Origin of the sequence: Streptomyces sp. NBC_00435 (assembly GCF_036014235.1) — a bacterium.
Lineage (GTDB): Bacteria > Actinomycetota > Actinomycetes > Streptomycetales > Streptomycetaceae > Streptomyces.
This window is the reverse complement of record NZ_CP107924.1, coordinates 7588022-7604543: the sequence shown is the minus strand read 5'-3', so window position 1 is coordinate 7604543 and position 16522 is coordinate 7588022. Positions and strand designations below refer to the sequence as shown.

Sequence of the window (16522 nt, the reverse complement as noted above, 5' to 3'; positions counted from 1 at the left end):
TGGTTCGCTGAATTCCGCCCGCTGTCCCCCCACAGCGCCCAGGAGTGATCATGAGTGCAGGCGAGTCCCACGGCCGGTCCCGGCAACTGCGCGACAAGGCGCAGGAACTCGACGACGCCGCCAGGCGGTCGACCGACCCCGACGAGAGCCGACGGCTGCAGGACAAGGCACGCCGCCTGCGGGAACAGAGCGAGCAGGAACGCGTCATCGACGACCCCGGCATGGATCTGCGGTAGGAGGCTCCGGCAGCCGGCAGCCGGCCCCGGTCAGGAGGCCGCGGGCCGGAGGCCGGACCCGGGAGCCCCGGACCGGCCCTGCGCCGCTGCGGCGCCGTGCCGCTACGGGGCCACGGCCGCCGCGGGGGCCTCGTCGAGCTCCCACGCGTGGCGCTTGAACTCGCGGACGAAGTCGGCGTGGTCCTCCCACTGGCGGGCGATGCCGCGCAGCACGTCCCAGTGGTGCTCCACCGCCTGGTCGATGACCCGGCGGACCGCCGGCTCAGCCGTCACCCGCTGCTCGATGAGCCCCTTGGCCACCGATGCCTCCAGCGCCGCGTTGCGCAGGGCACGCAGGGCCCGGGAGGTGTCGTCCATCCCGAAGCCGTTCTCGCTGCCCGTCTCCTCGGCGAAGAGCGGGGTGAGCCGCGCCTCGATGAAAGCGGTGATCCGCTCGAAGTGGCGTACGTCCATCGGGGGCTCCATCTCGGGTCGTTGCGGGGTCCGGCGCGAACCGGGCCCGCACCGGCGATCATTATCCCGCAGCCGCCGGCCCCGTCCGTTCCGGGGCCGCCTACCCTGACCCCATGGACGAGCTGGACGGCGTAGAGGTACTGGCCTTCGCGGATGCCGGCGCCTTCGAGGGCTGGCTGGCCGGGCACCACACCCTCCACGAGGGCGTGTGGGTCAAGCTGGCGAAGAAGGCGTCCGGGATCCCGTCGGTCTCCTCGGACGAGCTGGTGGACGTCGGGCTGTGCTACGGCTGGATCTCCGGGCAGCGCCGCTCCCTGGACGAGCGGTACTACCTCCAGAAGTACGTGCCGCGCCGGCCCCGGAGCCTGTGGTCGCAGGTCAACGTGGACAGGGTCGCCGAGCTGACCGCCACGGGCCGCATGCGCGAACCGGGCCTCGCCGAGGTGCGCGAGGCGCAGGAGGACGGCCGCTGGGCCGGGGCGTACGCCTCCCAGCGGACGGCCGAGGTCCCGCCGGACGTCACGGCGGCGCTTGCGGACAGCCCCGCGGCCCGGGCTGCCTTCGACGCGCTGGACCGGACCGGGCAGTACCTCGTCCTCCTGCCCCTGTTCCAAGCCCTCACCCCGGAAGCCCGCCGGGCCCGTCTGGACAAGGCCGTACGCCTCCTCGCGCGGGGCACCGGGCACTGACCCGGCCGTCCGCCTCCGTCCTCAGAGCTCCAGCCGGACGTCGCGGCCCCGGCCGGAGCCGTCCACGCGGACGATGAGCGTGCCGCGCTCCCCGCAGTCGAAGGCGACGTCCATCGCGTCGGGCCCGATCACGTCGAACCCGTGGAGGAACAGCCGCTCCCGCAACGGCGTCCCGTCCGCCGTCCCGGAGTGGCGACGCCAGTCCGCGGGCGCGAGCTCGAGGGCGAAGTCCTTGAGGACCTCCAGCCCTTCGAGGGCCCGGCGGATGCGCGCCGCCGCGTCGTCGAGATCGACGGGACCGAGCCCGAGCCCCGTCCCGAGCCCGGCCCCGATCCGCACCCCGCAGTCCGTGTCACCGTTGGCGGCGGCCGGCCGGACCGCCGGGCCGATCGCGATCCCACCGGTCAGCCGGCCTTCACCGTCCGGGCGCAGGACCCCCAGCCACCGATGACGGACCGGCCCGGCGTACCGCGCGCAGCAGGACTCGCGCCGCTCCCGGGCCACCGCTCCGCAGACGGGGCACAGGAGGTGGAGGTGACAGGCCGGGTCCCCGCCTTCGGTGGTGGTGTTCTCCGTCACCAGCGGAGCGGGAGACGGCTCACGCCGCGCATCAGGCTCCCCGACAGCCAGCGCGGCGCGCCGCCCGACGGGTCCTCGGCCAGGTCGGGGAAGCGTTCGAGCAGTGAGCGGATCGCGATGCGGCCCTCCATGCGGGCCAGCGGCGCGCCGATGCAGAAGTGGAGTCCGTGGCCGAAGGCCAGGTGGCCCTGCGGGGCGCGCCGGATGTCGAAGGTGTCGGGCTCCGGGAAGCGCTCGGGGTCGCGGTCGGCGCCGGCCAGTGAGACGAGTACGGTGGCCCCGGCCGGGATGGTGGTGCCGCCGAGGTCCAGCGCCTCGCGGGCGTAGCGGTACGTGGAGTGCTGGACGGGGCCGTCGTAGCGGAGCATCTCCTCGACCGCTCCGTCGAGCAGTCCGTCGAAGTCACCGCGGAGCGCGGCCAGTTCCGCGGGGTGGGCGAGCAGGGCCCGTACCCCGTTGGAGATCAGGTTGACAGTCGTCTCGTGGCCGGCGACCAGCAACAGGAAGGCCATCCCGATGACTTCGTCGGACGAGAGCGAGTCCCCGTCCTCGTCGCGGGTCCGGATCAGCGCGCTGAGCAGGTCTTCGCCCGGTTCCTTCGCCTTGGCGTCGATGAGCTCGCCGAGGTAGTTGCCCAGCTGCTGGTGCGCGTTGTTGTTCGGGGTTCCGGGGGCGGGGGCGACGACCTCGTTGGACCAGTACCGGAACCGGTCCCGGTCCAGATCGGGGACGCCGAGCAGCTCACAGATCACGGTCATCGGCAGCGGAAAGGCCAGCGTGGCGATCAGGTCGCCGGTGCGCTCCGGCCGGGCGGCCATCGCGTCGAGGAGTTCGTCGGTGATCTGCTGGACGCGCCCCCGCATGCCTTCCATCCGGCGGGCGGTGAACTCCCGTGCGACCAGCCGCCGCAGCCGGGTGTGGTGCGGCGGGTCGGCCTCCAGCATGTTGGCGTTCGCCGCGGTCACCAGGGCGTCCGGGAACTTGCCCGAGCCCCGCCAGTCCTTCGACAGGGCAGGGTGGTTGAGCGCCTTGCGCGCCTCCTCGTGGCCGACGACCAGCCAGCTCGGCTCGAACTCGTCGGTCGAGACGATGACCTCGTGGACCGGTCCGGCCTCACGGAGTCTCGCGTAGAAGGAATAGGGGTCGGCGTTGAAGGCCTCGGCACTGGCACTGATGTCCACGACTGGCATCGGTCCACGGTAAGGCCGCAGCTCACGCACGGCGAGGGCGGTTTCCGGACACTCCAGGTCAACACCCCGATCACGGTAGTCTGCGGCCTTCGCCATACGAAGAGGGGGACGGCCATGACGACCGCACGCGAGGTAGTCCGCACATCCGTGGAGATCGTCACGGGGGACGGTACCGCCGACGCCTATCTGGCCCGGCCCGAGGGCGAAGGCCCCTATCCCGGAGTGCTGTTGTACATGAACGCCCTCGGCATCCGTCCGCACATCAAGTCGATGGCGGACCGGATCGCCGCGGCCGGATACGTGGTCCTGCTGCCGAACCTCTTCTACCGCCACGGGCGCGCACCGGTGTTCGAACTCCCCGAGTTCGTGGACTTCGGGCGGCAGCCGGAGCTCTTCGAACGGGTCGGCCCGGTCCTCGACTCCCTGACCCCCGAGCTCGCGATGCGGGACGCCGGGGCGTACCTGGAGCGCCTCGCCGGAATCCCGGGGGTGGCCCCCGGGCCGGCGGCGATCACCGGGTACTGCATGGGTGCCCGGCTGGCGCTGCTGACCGCGGGCACGTACCCCGAGCGGGTGGTGGCGGCGGCCGGGTTCCACGGGGGATTCCTGGCGACCGACACGGCGGACAGTCCGCACCTGCTGGCCCACCGGATCACGGCCGAGCTGTACTTCGGGCACGCCGACCAGGACCCGACGCTGCCCGCCGAGGAGATCGACCGACTGGGGAAGGCCCTGTCGGCGGCGGGCGTCCGCCATCGGGCCGAGGTGTACGGGGGCGCGCGGCACGGCTACACGCTGGCCGATACGAGCTCCTACGACGCCGCCTCGGACGAACGGCACTGGGCGGCACTGTTCGCGCTGCTCGAACGGACCTTCTGAGCCGGAGCGCGGACACGCGGAGCACCGAGCGGGGACGGAGCCGCTGGTGCCCCGGATGCTGACGGGACCGGTCGGCGTGGATCCGCGGACGGAGACTGCGAGCGCCCCCTCGTCATGCAGGGCCCGCTGAATCCGACGGTGATGTCGGCCCGTTGACCGGCGGGGCTGCCCGTGTGTTCGACGTCGGGCGTGTGCGAGGCGCTGATCCGATGGGTACCGGGACGCCTGGCGCTCGTGGTGAAGCGGGCCAGCCCGGCGTCGAGCGGCACGGTGGCGAGCGTCGCGCTCCCCTGTTGCCCCGGGTGCGCCGGAGCCCGGGTTGGGCAGGCCGGCGTACTGGTCGATGCCGCTCGCGTCGCCTCCCGGTCCGCCGAGCGGGGAGGTACGGGTGCCGGTGCCGGGCTGGGTCGCGGTTCCGCCGGTGCCTCCGGCGCCGGATCCCTCGGGGCCTCCGCCCTGACCGCCGTTGCCGCCGCGCGGCGGAGGGCCGCCGTTGCAGGCTCCTCCCCCGCCGCCGGCCACCAGTCGGGCCGAAGGCGCCGGTGCGCAGGTCGGTGGCGCCGCCGCCGGAGCCGTGGCCGAAGCCGCCGGGACGGGCGAACTCGCCGTGGCGGGAAGTGCCGGAGCTGTCGACGCCGCCGAGGCGATGAATGGCTCTTGGGTCCACACCTTTCAGCTCCACTGAAAGGAATGATCGAAAACTGTCGATGGACCTGAGCAATCCCGGTGAGCGAGAGTCAGGACATCGCCCCACTCCCCAACTCCCCTTCCCGACAAGGAAAGAAGGACCCCAGCCATGCGTCCCACGACCACCGACTTCGCCGCCGCGCCGTACGTCTCGGGAGACCCGTACGCCGACTACCGTGGCGGCACCTTCGCCTTCTCCCACCTCACGGACCTCGCCGACCGCCGGCTCGGGGCGGGGGTCCTCGCCGCCAACGACGAGTTCTTCGCCGAGCGGGAGAACCTGCTGCTGCGCACCCCGGCGGTCTTCGACGTCCACCACTACGCCAACAAGGGCAAGGTCATGGACGGCTGGGAGACCAGGCGGCGGCGCGGGGCGAGCGCCGAGGAGCCGTTTCCGGCGGACTCCGACCACGACTGGGCCCTGATCCGCCTCGGCGCCCCCGGCGTCATCCGCGGGATCGTCGTCGACACCGCGCACTTCCGCGGCAACTACCCGCAGCAGGTGAGCGTGTGGGCCGCCGCCTTCGAAGGGACGCCCTCGATCGCCGAGCTCCTCGAACGGGAGGACGCCTGGGAGGAGATCGTCCCCCGCACCCCGGTGCGCGGTCACGCCGCCAACGGGATCGCGGTCACCTCGGAGCGGCGCTGGACGCACCTGCGCGTCGACCAGCACCCCGACGGGGGCATCGCACGCCTGCGGGTCCACGGGGAAGTGCTGCCCGATCCGGCGTGGCTGGCCCTGCTCGGCGTGGTGGACGTGGCCTGCGTCGTCAACGGCGGGGTCGTGGAGGACGCCTCGGACGGCTTCTACTCCTCCCCCGAAAACACCATCATGCCGGGGCTGTCACAGAAGCAGGACGACGGATGGGAGACGCGTCGGCGCCGCGACAAGGGCAACGACTGGATCGCGTACCGGCTGGCCGGGCAGTGCGAGATCCGGGCCGTGGAGGTGGACACCGCGAACCTGAAGGGGAACGCGGCCGGCTGGGTCTCGCTGTCGGTCAAGGACGGCGAGGACGGCGCGTGGACGCGGGTCCTCCCGCGCACCCGGCTGGAGCCCGACAGCCCGCACCGGCTGCCGCTCGCGGCGCCGGTCCTGGCCACGCACGCCCGCCTCGACGTCTACCCCGACGGCGGACTCGCCCGACTGCGCCTGCACGGCCGCCTGACCGACGCCGGAGCGGCCGCGCTCACCGCCCGCTCGGCGCGCGCGGCGGGATCCGCGCGCACGACCGGCTGACGGGGAGAGCGGCCGCTCCGGCGGAGGCTCGGGGAGTACGGAACCGCGGGGCCACCGGATCCGGCTGCCCCGGGACCGGTTCAAGGACCGCTGGACTACTCGACGACGAGCTCGACGGGGATGTTGCCGCGGGTGGCGCGGGAGTAGGGGCAGACCTCGTGCGCCTGCTTGACCAGCAGGGTGCCGGTCTCACCGGCCAGGGCGTCGGGGAGCTCGACGCGCAGGACGACGGCCAGTCCGAAGCCCGCACCGTCCTTGCCGATGGAGACCTCCGCGGTCACCGAGACCTCACTGGTGTCGACCTTGGCCTGGCGGCCGACCAGCCCGAGGGCGCTGGCGAAGCAGGCGGCGTACCCCGCCGCGAAGAGCTGCTCGGGGTTGGTGCCCTGACCGTTCCCGCCGAGCGCCGGGGGCATGGCCAGCGCGAGGTCGATCTGGCCGTCGGAGCTGACGGCGCGGCCTTCGCGGCCGTTGGCGGTGGCGACAGCGGTGTAGATCGCGTCCATCTCGGGGGTTCCTCTCACAGGGCTGAGGCGGGTCCGTCGGTCGACGACCTCGCCCCATCAATATGACACACAATTCAGTTGTGCACAATTTAGTTGCCGCCACGGCACCCCCGGGTACACTGGCATCCATGACCGAGCAATCGACCGACGCCCTCGCCGACCAGGACTTCCTGCGCCTCGACGGCCAGATCTGCTTCGCGCTGGGCGCGGCGAACCGGGCCTTCGGCGGCCTGTACCGCGTCGTCCTGAAGGACCTCGGGCTCACCTACCCGCAGTACCTGGTGATGCTGGTCCTCTGGGAGCACGGCGAGCTGCCGGTCAAACGGCTCGGACAGCACCTGCGGCTCGATTCGGGAACCCTCTCCCCGCTGCTCAAGCGCCTGGAGGCGGGCGGTCTGCTGGTCCGGGAGCGCAGCACCGAGGACGAGCGGTCCGTGCACGTACGCCCCACCGCGGCAGGTACGGCGCTGCGCGCCCGGGCCGTCGAGGTTCCCCGGCGGATCGCCACCGCAACCGGCTTCGAGCTCGGCGAGATCAAGGACCTGCAGGACCGCTTGCGGAAGCTCACCGCCGCCCTGGACGCGGCCGTTCCGCAGGAGTAGCCCGCCACAGCGGGTGCTCGCGCCGCGCCCAGCCGGCGTCCACGGAGCCCGTGCGCATCCCGCGCCGGGCCTCCGGATCGGCGAGCGCCTTCATGACGTGGCCCACGACGGCCACGGTCAGCGCGATGGCCAGCCAGTCGTGGACGAAGGTGGCTGCGGTACGCCAGGGCAGCGGGGCCAGGCCGGTGAACCACATCAGCAGGCCGGTGCCCAGCATCACCAGGGCCGCCCCGGCGCTCCAGCTCGCGTAGAGCTTCTGCCCGGCGTTGAACTTGCCGGCCGGGCGCGCCGCCTGCCGGTGGTCTCGGCGCAGCGCGGAACGCAGCCAGGTCAGGTCGTGCGGGCCGAAGCGGTTCAGCCGCCGCAGGTCGGCGCGGAAGGCCCGGGACGCGAGCCCGAGCAGTGCGGGGGCCGGGATCAGCAGCCCCGACCACTCGTGGACGGTGACCACCAGGTGCCGGCGGCCCACCAGTTCGGCCAGCGGCGGCAGGTACAGGCAGCCGGCGCTCACCAGACACACACCCGTCAGGGCGGCGGTGATCCGGTGGATCTGGCGCTCGGCCGGGCTGAACCGGCTCACCCCGGCGGGGCGTTCAGACGGTAGGGGCATCGTCGCGTCCGTTCGACTTGCCGACCCAGGCGTCGACGTCGTAGCCGAGTTCCTCCCAGTAGCCGGGCCGGACGTCCCGGGTCAAGGTGATGCCCGACAGCCATTTCGCCGATTTGTAGAAGTACATGGGAGCCGCGTAGAGGCGGACCGGGCCGCCGTGGGCGTGGCTGAGCGGCTCGTCGCGCATGTTCAGGGCGACCAATACGTCGTCGCGGCGGGCCTGCGGGAGCGTGAGGCTCTCGGTGTAGGTGCCGTCGAAGCAGGTGAAGCGGATCGCGCGGGCCTCGGACCGGACCCCGGCGGCGTCCAGGAGCCGGTGGAGCGGGACACCCTCGAAGGGGGTGGCCGGGACCCGCCACCCCGTGACGCACTGGACGTCGCGGACGACCCGGGTGCGCGGCAGGGCGCGCAGCGCGTCCAGGGTGTACGTGGCCGGCCGGTCGACCAGGCCGTCGACGGTCAGCCGGTAGTCGGCCGGGCCGCGTTCGGGCACCGAGGATGCGACGGAGTAGTAGCGGAACCCTCCGCCGCCCGGCAGCAGTCCGGTGAGGCCCGTCGGATCCTTGGCCGCGGCCCCGCCCAGTACGGCGTCGAGCCCCGACTGGAGCCGCGGCGCGAGGGCCAGGCCGAGCGCGCCGAGCCCCACCATGCCGAGGACCAGCCGGCGGCCGACGGGGGCGCCGCTGCCGTCGGGGTCCGGGCCGGGGTCCGGATCGGGGGCGTGGCTGTTACCCGGGTCAGGTTCGGTTCGCTCTGCTCTGCTCACCCGCCGATTCGACCACCCCGCGCACCCCTCGGCCAGGGTTCGGGGGCGCCCGTCAGACTTCCGTCAGATCCCGGTCAGCCCCGGAAGTCCGCCGGCCGCTCCGGCGAAGCCTCGGCAAGCGCCTCGACCACGGCCTGCGTGCCCGCCCGGAGGCCGTACACGGGGGTGCCGGGCTGCTGTCGCCAGGAGTCGTCGATGCCGCCGGAGTCGACGGTGTCGAAGCCGAGTTCGTCGATGAGGGCCCGTACGGTCTTCTTCGCCGCCTCGTCGTCGCCCGCGACGGGCAGGGCCTGCCGGTCGGGGTGGCCGGCTTCGAGGGGCCGGTCCAGGATGTCCTGGGCATACGTGCCGTTGAAGGCCTTGACGACGGGGTGACCCAGGTTCCGCTCGGTCCAGCGGCTCTCGGTGAGACCCTCGTCCTCGATGCCGGCGATCCGGCCGTCGCGCTGCTGCGGGTAGTAGTTCCCGGTGTCGATGACGGCGAAGCCGGGCGCCGCCCCGCCGAAGAGGCCCGTGGGCAGATCCGGGACGTTCTTCAGGGGGACCGTCACGACGACGACCTCGGCGTCACGCGCCGCTTCGGCGACGGTGACCGGGGTGGCTCCCGTCTCCCGCGCGAGGTCGGTCAGGGTTTCGGGGCCGCGCGAGTTGGCGACGGCCACGTCGTGTCCGATGGCGGTGAGCCGGCGGGTGAGGTTGCCGCCGATGTTGCCCGCGCCGATGATGCCGATCTTCATGAGCTCTCCCGTGCGTCCGTGGTGTTCGGGTGTCGCTATGACCCGAACCTCCTCCGGGCGCCCGGCATTCCGCCCCGGAAGGGGGGACCTCCCGGACCCTCCGTACGGGGGACTCCGTCGCACGGCAGTCCGGGCGGGCCCGCGCACGGCGGGCCCGCCCGGACTCGTTGCGTGGCTGGTGGCTAAGCCCCGCTCGCCCCGAGCATGTCCTCGCGCTCGACGAGCTTGACCCGCTCGCGGCCCTGCGGCTCGCCCAGCGCCTTCTCGGCGGCGTCGAGCTTGTACCAGCCCTCCCACGTCGTGAAGCGGATCTCCCTCCCGGACAGGAAGGCCTCGACGGCCTCCGGCTCGGGGGTGCCCGGCGTTCGCAGGGCGCCGGCGGCGTGGTCGGCGAGCAGGCTCGCGACCGTCTCGTTCGCGTCGCCCTTGGTGTGGCCGATCAGACCGATGGGGCCGCGGCGGATCCAGCCGGTGACGTACGTGGACCGCAGGTGGGTGCCTGCTTCGATGACGCGGCCGCCCTCGTCCGGAACGGTGCCGGACTCCACGTCCCACGGCAGCTTGGGCAGCTCGTCGGAGAGGTAGCCGACCGCGCGGTAGACGGACTGGACGTCCCAGTCGGTGAACTGGCCGGTGCCCTTCACGTTGCCGGTGCCGTCCAGTTCGGTGCGCTCGGTGCGCAGGCCGACGACCTTGCCGTCCTCCCCGAGAACCTCGGTGGGCGACTCGAAGAAGTGTAGGAAGAGCTTGTGCGGGCGGTCGCCGATGTCGCGGATCGCCCAGTTCTCCAGGGTCTTGGCGACCATGTCCGCCTGCTTGTTGGAGCGGCGGGTGGTGATCGAGCCCTCGTCGTAGTCGATGTCCTCGGGGTTGACGATGACCTCGATGTTGGGCGAGTGGTCCAGCTCGCGCAGCTCCATGGGGCTGAACTTGGCCTGCGCGGGACCGCGGCGGCCGAAGACGTGGACCTCGAGCGCCTTGTTGGCCTTGAGGCCGTCGTAGACGTTCGCCGGGATCTCGGTCGGCAGCAGCTCGTCCGCGGTCTTGGCGAGGATCCGGGCCACGTCGAGGGCGACGTTGCCGACGCCGAGGACGGCGACCTTCTCCGCCTCCAGCGACCAGGTGCGCGGGACGTCGGGGTGACCGTCGTACCAGGAGACGAAGTCGGCGGCGCCGTAGGAGCCGTCGAGGTCCACGCCCGGGATGGTCAGCGCGCGGTCGGCGGTGGCGCCGGTGGAGAAGATCACGGCGTCGTAGAAGGAGTGCAGTTCGTCGAGGCTGATGTCGTTCGGGTAGTCGACGTTGCCGAAGAGACGCACCTGCGGCTTGTCGAGCACCTGGTGGAGGGCGGTGATGATGCCCTTGATGCGCGGGTGGTCGGGGGCGACGCCGTAGCGGATCAGACCGAAGGGGGCCGGCATCCGTTCGAAGATGTCGATGGACACACCCGGCTCGACGGCCGCCTCGGACTTCAGCAGGGCGTCGGCGGCGTAGATGCCGGCGGGGCCGGCACCGACGATTGCTACCCGCAGGGGGCGAGGCATGGCTGGGTTCCCTTCGAACGACGAAATACTCGATCAAGGGAACCCTAAACTAAGGGCATCCTAACTCGGCACCCACCCCTGGGTTATGACCCCATAACCAGACCTTATGACTTCCCCAAGCTCTGCTTGGGGTCGGCATGGTCGGCGCGGGCCGCGAGCTGACCCTGGACGAAGGCATCGATATCGGGTGAGTAGGGACCTCCGTGGTCGAAGAGCAGATCCGTGATGCGCCGCCATTCCGCGACGGAGGCGCGGGTGGCGTCGTCGGCGCTCTCCAGATCGCCCGAGGCCTCCTCCGCGGCCGCCTCCGCGGCTTCGAGGGCAGCGGCGGTCTCGTGGTGCGTCAGGCCGGTGGCCCGCTCCCGCACCTGGGCGCGGGCCGCACGCTCCGCGTCGGAGGGGACGTGCGGTTCGTTCGCGGCGTCGTCGGTCATCGCGGTTCTGCCTCTGCTTCCTGCTTCGGGGTTCGGTTGTCGTCGATCGCCGCGGCTCGCCCCGCGGGCGGGGCTCACCGGGGTCACCATGTACCGGTCACGACCACGGGGGAATCCTCACGCGTACGAACCGTGACCGTGCCCGCGTCCGTGTCCCCGTACACCTCGTTCCGCCAGGCCGCGAAGACCCGTACCACCCTGCGGGCGTCGTCCCCGCGCCCCTTGCCCACGGCGTGAGTGGCGAAGGTCACCTCGGCCAGGCAGGTCCCGCGCACCTTGCGGACGCGGACCTCGCCGACTCCGTCCGCGGGGATTCCCTGGTCCTCGCCGGTCCGGTGCTTCGCGTAGTAGGCGACGAAGTCCCGCCTCATGTCGAACCACCCCGCCGCGCCGCACGGACCGGCGCCGTTGGTGACGACCCCGGGCCCGGAGGAGGGTGCGGCGGTACCGTCCGTGGGCGGGTCCGGGGCGCCGGTGTCCTGATCGGTCGGGGGACCGGCGTAACCGCCCGTCTCCTCGTCCGTGGGCGGACCCGCGTAGGACCCCGTCTCCTCGTCCGTGGGCGGACCCGCGTAGGACCCCGTCTCCTCATCCGTCGGCGGACCCGCGTAACCGCCCGTCTGCTCCTCCGTCGGGATGTCGGGGGCGCCGGTGGAGCCGCCCGCCCCGTCACCCGTACCCGTCGCACCGTCCAGATCGCACTGTTCGGGACCGGGCGACACCGTCGGAGCGGCGGGCCCGGCCGCCTCGCCGGCCCTTACGGTGCCGCAGGCGGCGAGCGCGCCGCACAGGAGCACCGTCAGCCCGGCCAGGACCGTCCGCCCGGCCCGGGATACCGCATTCGTTGTCATGACCATCTCCCCCTTCTGCCCGTCTAGAGGGTCTCGCACCGGTCCCGGTTCCCTCCGGGGCCGACGTTCCCGCAGGCCCGGGTGCGTGGTATCGCTGTGTCGCGTGACGAACCCCCCGGTGCTCCCGGCTCCGCCGGCTCCCCGCGCAGTACGACCCGTCCTGTTCCTCGACGTGGACGGCCCCCTCATCCCCTTCGGGTCGCCGCTGGGATACCCGGTCCACGAGGCCCCCGGCGTGCCCTCCGGGAACGACGGGCACCCCCTCCTCTCCCGGGTCGATCCGACGCTCGGGCCCCGGCTCGCCGCCCTGCCGTGCGAGCTCGTCTGGGCCACGACCTGGATGGAGGACGCGAACGCCTGCCTCTGCCCACGGCTCGGGCTGCCGCAGCTCCCAGTGGTGGAATGGCCGGATCCGTCCCCCGAGGACAGCTGGGGCGGGACGCACTGGAAGACGCGCACCCTCGTCGCCCGCGCCGCCGGCCGGGCGTTCGTCTGGGTCGACGACGAGATCGGCGACGCGGACCGCCGCTGGGTGTCCGCCCACCACCCCGGCCCGGCCCTCCTGCACCGCGTCGACCCCCGGGAAGGCCTCGGGAACGCCGACTTCGCCGTGCTGGACGCGTGGCTGCGCGTCCGCGCCACCTGATCCCCGCCCCAACCACGCCAACCCGTCCGGGGATTGGGACCGCGCGCACCACCGGGCGTACGCCCGCGGACCGTTCGCCGCCAGCCCGGGCAACGGGCGCCTGGCGTCGATCCCCGTCCGGCATGGGTAGTCTTCCCGGGACACTGGGCGCGGCAGCTTCGGGGTGGGTCAATGGGACGTCAGACACGTGTGTCCGGTGCGGTAGTGGCGGCCTCGCTGCTGCTGGCCCTGGCCGGATGCTCCGGGACCGGACCGACACCCGGCGAGGACCCGAAACCGGGTTCCGGTGCCCCCGCAAGGCCCTCCGCGTCCGCGAAGCCCGGGGACCCTGACGACGGGAAGCCCTCCGGCGACATGCTGCCCGGCATGGTCGGCGCCCCGGTGGCCCGTACCCAGCTGGCCGCGCTCAAGGTGGCCCCGCCGGGAACCATGTCCGGTTACAGCCGGGACAAGTTCACGCACTGGGCGGAACAGGGCGACAAGTGCGACACCCGCGAGGTGATCCTGCAGCGGGACGGTGTGAACGTCACCCGCGACGCCGAGTGCAAGGCCGTGTCCGGCACCTGGAAGAGCCTGTACGACGACGTGGTGGTGACCGAGGCGTCGAAGATGGACATCGACCACATGGTGCCCCTCGCCGAGGGTTGGCGCTCCGGCGCGTCCGGCTGGGACGCCGCCAGGCGCAAGGCCTTCGCCAATGATCTGACCCGTCCTCAGTTGCTCGCGGTGAGCGCCTCCTCGAACCGCTCGAAGGGCGACCAGAGCCCCGACCTGTGGCAGCCTCCGTCGAAGGCGGCCTGGTGCCAGTACGCTCGGGCCTGGACGACGGTCAAGTCCACGTACGGCCTGACCGTCACCGAGCCCGAGAAGAAGATGCTCGCCAGCATGCTGGACACCTGCGCGGCCTGACACCGCTCGCCCACGCCCGTCTCCCGGGCGGGCGGGGGCGCCCGCTCACCCCAGGACGGCGATCCCCAGCGGCCGCGATCCCGCCGCGAGCCGCCGGCTGCTTCCGCTGTCGAGGTCCACGACCGTGATGCCGTTCCAGTAGCCGTCGCGCGTGTAGCCCCCGGTGACGTAGGCCGTGTGCCCGTCCCGGGACACGGCCACGTCCTCGTGCGGCCCGTCCAGCGGGTACACGCGCTCCGCGCCGCCCGGGGAACGGACCGTGAGCGACGGACCCTTGCCCTTCCCCGGCTCCACAGCGCCCGTGCCGACCACCAGCAGCCGGCCGTCGGTGGTGACCGTGACCCCGTGCTGGTGGGTGTCGGCGGTGAGCTCCTCCACCGTGGTGCTGCCCGTACGCGGATCCACCACCGCGAGCCGCTCGCCCTCGAAGGGGAGCAGCAGCTTCCCGTCCGCCGGCCGAACGGCGGCGTAGTGCGGTTTCAGCCACGAGCCCAGACCGCCCTCCGTCCCGTACGGGGCCACCTCGATGCGGCGCGGCGTGAGCGATCCCGCGGGCACCACGGTGACGTCGAAGGAGTCGTGCCCGGTGACGTAGACCTCGGAGCCGTCGCGCGACACATCCACGTCGAAGGGGCGCCGGCCCACCGGGACCACTGCCGTGACCTCGGCCCTCGCCGTGTCGATGACCTCCAGGGCGCCGGTGGTCCCGGGGACGTTGACCCCGACGTAGGCGCGGGAGCCGTCGGGCGCGAGCGCGATGCCCATGCCGCCGCCCCGGTACTCGCCTCCGGTGACGGGCCCGGTGCCGGTGGTGCGGTAGGGGATCCGGGCGAGCCCGGTGCGCGTACGGGTGTCCACGACGGCGACGCCCTCGGCCGTGGCCACCCAGGCCCGGCCGTCCGCTCCCACCACCAGGCCGTACGGGGCCCTGCCGACCGGGACCGAGCCCACGGGGCCGCGCTCCGGATCCACGAAGGTCACCGTGTCCGCCCCGAAGTCGGCGACCAGCAGGGTACCGCCGGGGGCGGCCGAGGCCGTCGGGAGCGGCGCGGCCACGGCGGTGGCGGCGGCCGGCGGCGCGGCCGGGTCGGCGCAGGCTCCGAGGAGCAGCGCTGCGGCAAGGGCCGCCAGGGCGGTACGGGTCCCCCGCGCTCGGCGGCGCGGGTGCGGGTGGTCGTGCTCCGGCATGGTGCCCCTCTCGGTCCAGGGACGGGGCCGGTGGTGCGCCCGCTCCCCCGTACCCATCCTCACCGCGCGCGACCGCTCCTCCGCTCCGCCCGCCGGCCGACTCCCGGGTCAGCCGATCGGTCGATGCGCCGGGCCCCGCCCCGGGGGCGGCCGGAGCGCTCAGCCCTCGTACTCGGTGAGGTCGATCGCGTGGATGTTGAGCAGCGCACCGGATCCCGGGTGCGTGATGTCCTTCTCCGCCGTCATGCCCAGCTTGCGGATCACGTTCTCGGACTCGTCGTTGCCCGCCCGGTTGACGGCGACGACCCGGTCCAGGCCCCGGTCCTGGAGGGCGAACTCCAGCGTGGCGTGCGCGGCCTCCGAGGCGTAGCCCTGGCCCCAGAAGGACCGGCCGAGCCGCCAAGTGATCTCCGCCGCCGGCAGGACCTCGGGCAGCCACCACGGCATGGAGAGTCCGACCGCGCCGATCAGCTCGCCGGAGGCCAGCAGCTCCACGGCGAAGATCCCGAAGCCCTCCTCGTCCCACTCGTCCTCCCAGCGCTCGATGGTTTCGGCGGTCTCCTCCAGGTCGAGGGTGTCGCCCTCACCGATCCAGCGCATCACCTCCGAGTCGGCGTTGATCTCCGACAGGGGTACGAGGTCGTCCTCGGACCAGCGGCGGAGGATGAGGCGGGGGGTACGGATCTCGGTCATGACGCCCATCCTGCCGAACGCGCCCGACATCGGGTAATCGGGTCGCGTACGGGGCACCCGGCGGGCTCCGGACAGGCCCTAGGCCTCCGGGACGGTGATCGCGTCGAGCTGCGCCCTCAGGTAGGTGTGCGAGTCGACCGGGTCGTGCGCGATCCGGCCGAGGGGCGCGGGGAGCGACTCCACCCGGGTGTGCGGATCGCACTCGTAGAAGTAGACGAGCGAGATGAGCTCCTCGGCCGGTGCGTCGGCGGGCGGCGGCAGTACCCGGTGGCGGCCGGCCCGCCAGCGGTCGCCCGTCCAGCGCGCCATCAGGTCGCCGATGTTCACGGTGAGCGCGGCCGGATCGTACGGGGCGTCCTGCCAGCCCTCGGCGTCGGTGTGGATCTGGAGCCCGCCCGCGCCCTGCTGGCGGTCGAGGACGGTGACGGTGCCGAAGTCGGTGTGGGCGCCGATGCGGAACTGACCCGGCAGGGGCGGGCCGAGGAGCTCGGTGCCGGGGTACCAGTTGACGTTGAACCCCCAGGTGGGGTGGCCGGTGTGCCGCGTGAAATGGTCCGTCTCCAGGCGCAGGGCGGCGGCCAGCAGCTCCAGCAGCTCGTCGGAGAGGGCCCGCATCGCGGAGAGGTACTGCGCCACCAGCCCGCGCAGCGCGGGCACTTCGGCCGGCCACGCGTTGGGGCGGAACCACTCGGCGTCCACCGACGCGATCCCGGTCGGATCCTCGGCCGCGCAGGACCAGGACTCCTTGAGGTCCGGCGGCGACGGCGCGCCCTCCGCGTAGCTGTTGGCCTCGGCGCCCGGGCCGAGCCAGCCCCGGCCGCCGACCGGCACGGCGTACGGGGCCTTGGCGGCGGCCGGGAGCCGGAAGAACGTGCGCGCCGCCTCCCGGATCCGGCCGGGCAGCTCCGGGTCCACCCCGTGCCCGGTCACCAGCAGGAATCCGGCCGCCTGGAGCGCTTCGTCCACGCGGGAGGCGGTCCGGCGGCGCACCTCGGGTCCGCCGGACCGCCACGGGCCGAGATCGATCACGGGGACCTGGGAACTCACCACGGCGGGACCTGCTTTCCGGGTCGGGTCGGCCGC

20 protein-coding genes are annotated in these 16522 nt (G+C 73.0%); 7 read left to right on the top strand and 13 right to left on the bottom strand.

All coding sequences use genetic code 11. From position 1 onward, the window contains the following. Positions 1 to 47 precede the first annotated feature (47 nt). Positions 48 to 236, top strand: coding sequence for a DUF6381 family protein (locus OG389_RS34295; RefSeq protein ID WP_328304316.1), 189 nt, complete (start codon positions 48 to 50; stop codon positions 234 to 236). A 102-nt stretch (positions 237 to 338) separates the two neighbouring features. On the opposite strand, the gene OG389_RS34290 is transcribed toward OG389_RS34295, so the two are convergent. After that, positions 339 to 689 (bottom strand): hypothetical protein, encoded by a 351-nt coding sequence (locus OG389_RS34290; RefSeq protein WP_328302909.1) that lies wholly within the window; start codon positions 687 to 689, stop codon positions 339 to 341. A gap of 113 nt (positions 690 to 802) precedes the next feature. Between OG389_RS34290 and OG389_RS34285 the strand changes: the two genes are divergently transcribed. After that, positions 803 to 1378, top strand: coding sequence for a YdeI/OmpD-associated family protein (locus OG389_RS34285; RefSeq protein WP_328302907.1), 576 nt, complete (start codon positions 803 to 805; stop codon positions 1376 to 1378). A gap of 21 nt (positions 1379 to 1399) precedes the next feature. On the opposite strand, the gene OG389_RS34280 is transcribed toward OG389_RS34285, so the two are convergent. Together OG389_RS34280 and OG389_RS34275 are read right to left on the bottom strand one after the other, a co-directional pair. Beyond that, complete coding sequence (locus tag OG389_RS34280; RefSeq protein ID WP_328302905.1) at positions 1400 to 1957, bottom strand: hypothetical protein; 558 nt, start codon at positions 1955 to 1957, stop codon at positions 1400 to 1402. Then, positions 1954 to 3147: a cytochrome P450 family protein gene (locus OG389_RS34275; protein WP_328302903.1), complete on the bottom strand. Its 1194-nt coding sequence runs from the start codon at positions 3145 to 3147 to the stop codon at positions 1954 to 1956. The genes OG389_RS34280 and OG389_RS34275 overlap by 4 nt, the downstream gene beginning before the upstream one ends. Before the next feature lie 114 nt (positions 3148 to 3261). Between OG389_RS34275 and OG389_RS34270 the strand changes: the two genes are divergently transcribed. Then, on the top strand, positions 3262 to 4026 hold the full coding sequence (locus tag OG389_RS34270) for a dienelactone hydrolase family protein (RefSeq protein WP_328302901.1): 765 nt from the start codon (positions 3262 to 3264) through the stop codon (positions 4024 to 4026). 796 nt (positions 4027 to 4822) lie between these two features. Further along, the gene (gene alc / locus OG389_RS34265; RefSeq protein WP_328302899.1) at positions 4823 to 5953 is read left to right on the top strand and encodes an allantoicase; all 1131 of its coding nucleotides are present in this window, start codon (positions 4823 to 4825) and stop codon (positions 5951 to 5953) included. 95 nt (positions 5954 to 6048) lie between these two features. Here alc and OG389_RS34260 read toward each other — a convergent pair whose 3' ends face one another. Next, positions 6049 to 6459, bottom strand: coding sequence for an organic hydroperoxide resistance protein (locus OG389_RS34260; RefSeq protein WP_328302897.1), 411 nt, complete (start codon positions 6457 to 6459; stop codon positions 6049 to 6051). A gap of 128 nt (positions 6460 to 6587) precedes the next feature. On the opposite strand from OG389_RS34260, the gene OG389_RS34255 reads away from it, so the two are divergent. Beyond that, a complete protein-coding gene (locus OG389_RS34255; RefSeq protein WP_328302895.1) occupies positions 6588 to 7061 on the top strand; it encodes a MarR family winged helix-turn-helix transcriptional regulator in 474 nt (157 codons plus the stop codon). Here the strand turns inward: OG389_RS34255 and OG389_RS34250 are convergent. The 6 genes from OG389_RS34250 to OG389_RS34225 form a co-directional block, all read right to left on the bottom strand. Then, a complete protein-coding gene (locus OG389_RS34250) occupies positions 7024 to 7671 on the bottom strand; it encodes a cytochrome b/b6 domain-containing protein (RefSeq protein WP_328302894.1) in 648 nt (215 codons plus the stop codon). The genes OG389_RS34255 and OG389_RS34250 overlap by 38 nt on opposite strands. After that, on the bottom strand, positions 7655 to 8437 hold the full coding sequence (locus OG389_RS34245; protein WP_443059388.1) for a molybdopterin-dependent oxidoreductase: 783 nt from the start codon (positions 8435 to 8437) through the stop codon (positions 7655 to 7657). The genes OG389_RS34250 and OG389_RS34245 overlap by 17 nt, the downstream gene beginning before the upstream one ends. Before the next feature lie 74 nt (positions 8438 to 8511). After that, positions 8512 to 9213, bottom strand: a complete 702-nt coding sequence (locus OG389_RS34240; RefSeq protein WP_328304312.1) for an NADPH-dependent F420 reductase — start codon at positions 9211 to 9213, stop codon at positions 8512 to 8514. Positions 9214 to 9356: 143 nt separating this feature from the next. Next, a complete protein-coding gene (locus OG389_RS34235; RefSeq protein WP_328302892.1) occupies positions 9357 to 10718 on the bottom strand; it encodes an FAD-dependent oxidoreductase in 1362 nt (453 codons plus the stop codon). Positions 10719 to 10822: 104 nt separating this feature from the next. After that, positions 10823 to 11152: a hypothetical protein gene (locus tag OG389_RS34230; protein ID WP_328302890.1), complete on the bottom strand. Its 330-nt coding sequence runs from the start codon at positions 11150 to 11152 to the stop codon at positions 10823 to 10825. 83 nt (positions 11153 to 11235) lie between these two features. Further along, on the bottom strand, positions 11236 to 12003 hold the full coding sequence (locus tag OG389_RS34225; RefSeq protein ID WP_328302888.1) for a hypothetical protein: 768 nt from the start codon (positions 12001 to 12003) through the stop codon (positions 11236 to 11238). 103 nt (positions 12004 to 12106) lie between these two features. Between OG389_RS34225 and OG389_RS34220 the strand changes: the two genes are divergently transcribed. Together OG389_RS34220 and OG389_RS34215 are read left to right on the top strand one after the other, a co-directional pair. Continuing rightward, on the top strand, positions 12107 to 12649 hold the full coding sequence (locus OG389_RS34220; protein ID WP_328302886.1) for an HAD domain-containing protein: 543 nt from the start codon (positions 12107 to 12109) through the stop codon (positions 12647 to 12649). Positions 12650 to 12820: 171 nt separating this feature from the next. Then, positions 12821 to 13558, top strand: a complete 738-nt coding sequence (locus OG389_RS34215; protein ID WP_328302884.1) for an HNH endonuclease family protein — start codon at positions 12821 to 12823, stop codon at positions 13556 to 13558. A gap of 45 nt (positions 13559 to 13603) precedes the next feature. Here OG389_RS34215 and OG389_RS34210 read toward each other — a convergent pair whose 3' ends face one another. The 3 genes from OG389_RS34210 to OG389_RS34200 all read right to left on the bottom strand — a co-directional run bounded on the left by OG389_RS34210 (position 13604) and on the right by OG389_RS34200 (position 16489). Then, entirely contained in the window at positions 13604 to 14746 is a 1143-nt protein-coding gene (locus OG389_RS34210) for a YncE family protein (RefSeq protein WP_328302882.1), read from the bottom strand. A gap of 159 nt (positions 14747 to 14905) precedes the next feature. Beyond that, positions 14906 to 15439: a GNAT family N-acetyltransferase gene (locus OG389_RS34205; protein WP_328302880.1), complete on the bottom strand. Its 534-nt coding sequence runs from the start codon at positions 15437 to 15439 to the stop codon at positions 14906 to 14908. 78 nt (positions 15440 to 15517) lie between these two features. Continuing rightward, the gene (locus OG389_RS34200) at positions 15518 to 16489 is read right to left on the bottom strand and encodes an isopenicillin N synthase family dioxygenase (RefSeq protein WP_328302878.1); all 972 of its coding nucleotides are present in this window, start codon (positions 16487 to 16489) and stop codon (positions 15518 to 15520) included. Between the last annotated feature and the right edge of the window lie 33 nt (positions 16490 to 16522).

Coding starts and splice junctions, on each gene's coding strand:
- OG389_RS34290 (WP_328302909.1), bottom strand. CDS start 689: ATGGACGTACGCCACTTCGAGCGGATCACCGCTTTCATCGAGGCGCGG.
- OG389_RS34285 (WP_328302907.1), top strand. CDS start 803: ATGGACGAGCTGGACGGCGTAGAGGTACTGGCCTTCGCGGATGCCGGC.
- OG389_RS34275 (WP_328302903.1), bottom strand. CDS start 3,147: ATGCCAGTCGTGGACATCAGTGCCAGTGCCGAGGCCTTCAACGCCGAC.
- OG389_RS34270 (WP_328302901.1), top strand. CDS start 3,262: ATGACGACCGCACGCGAGGTAGTCCGCACATCCGTGGAGATCGTCACG.
- alc (WP_328302899.1), top strand. CDS start 4,823: ATGCGTCCCACGACCACCGACTTCGCCGCCGCGCCGTACGTCTCGGGA.
- OG389_RS34260 (WP_328302897.1), bottom strand. CDS start 6,459: ATGGACGCGATCTACACCGCTGTCGCCACCGCCAACGGCCGCGAAGGC.
- OG389_RS34255 (WP_328302895.1), top strand. CDS start 6,588: ATGACCGAGCAATCGACCGACGCCCTCGCCGACCAGGACTTCCTGCGC.
- OG389_RS34250 (WP_328302894.1), bottom strand. CDS start 7,671: ATGCCCCTACCGTCTGAACGCCCCGCCGGGGTGAGCCGGTTCAGCCCG.
- OG389_RS34235 (WP_328302892.1), bottom strand. CDS start 10,718: ATGCCTCGCCCCCTGCGGGTAGCAATCGTCGGTGCCGGCCCCGCCGGC.
- OG389_RS34230 (WP_328302890.1), bottom strand. CDS start 11,152: ATGACCGACGACGCCGCGAACGAACCGCACGTCCCCTCCGACGCGGAG.
- OG389_RS34225 (WP_328302888.1), bottom strand. CDS start 12,003: ATGACAACGAATGCGGTATCCCGGGCCGGGCGGACGGTCCTGGCCGGG.
- OG389_RS34215 (WP_328302884.1), top strand. CDS start 12,821: ATGGGACGTCAGACACGTGTGTCCGGTGCGGTAGTGGCGGCCTCGCTG.
- OG389_RS34210 (WP_328302882.1), bottom strand. CDS start 14,746: ATGCCGGAGCACGACCACCCGCACCCGCGCCGCCGAGCGCGGGGGACC.
- OG389_RS34205 (WP_328302880.1), bottom strand. CDS start 15,439: ATGACCGAGATCCGTACCCCCCGCCTCATCCTCCGCCGCTGGTCCGAG.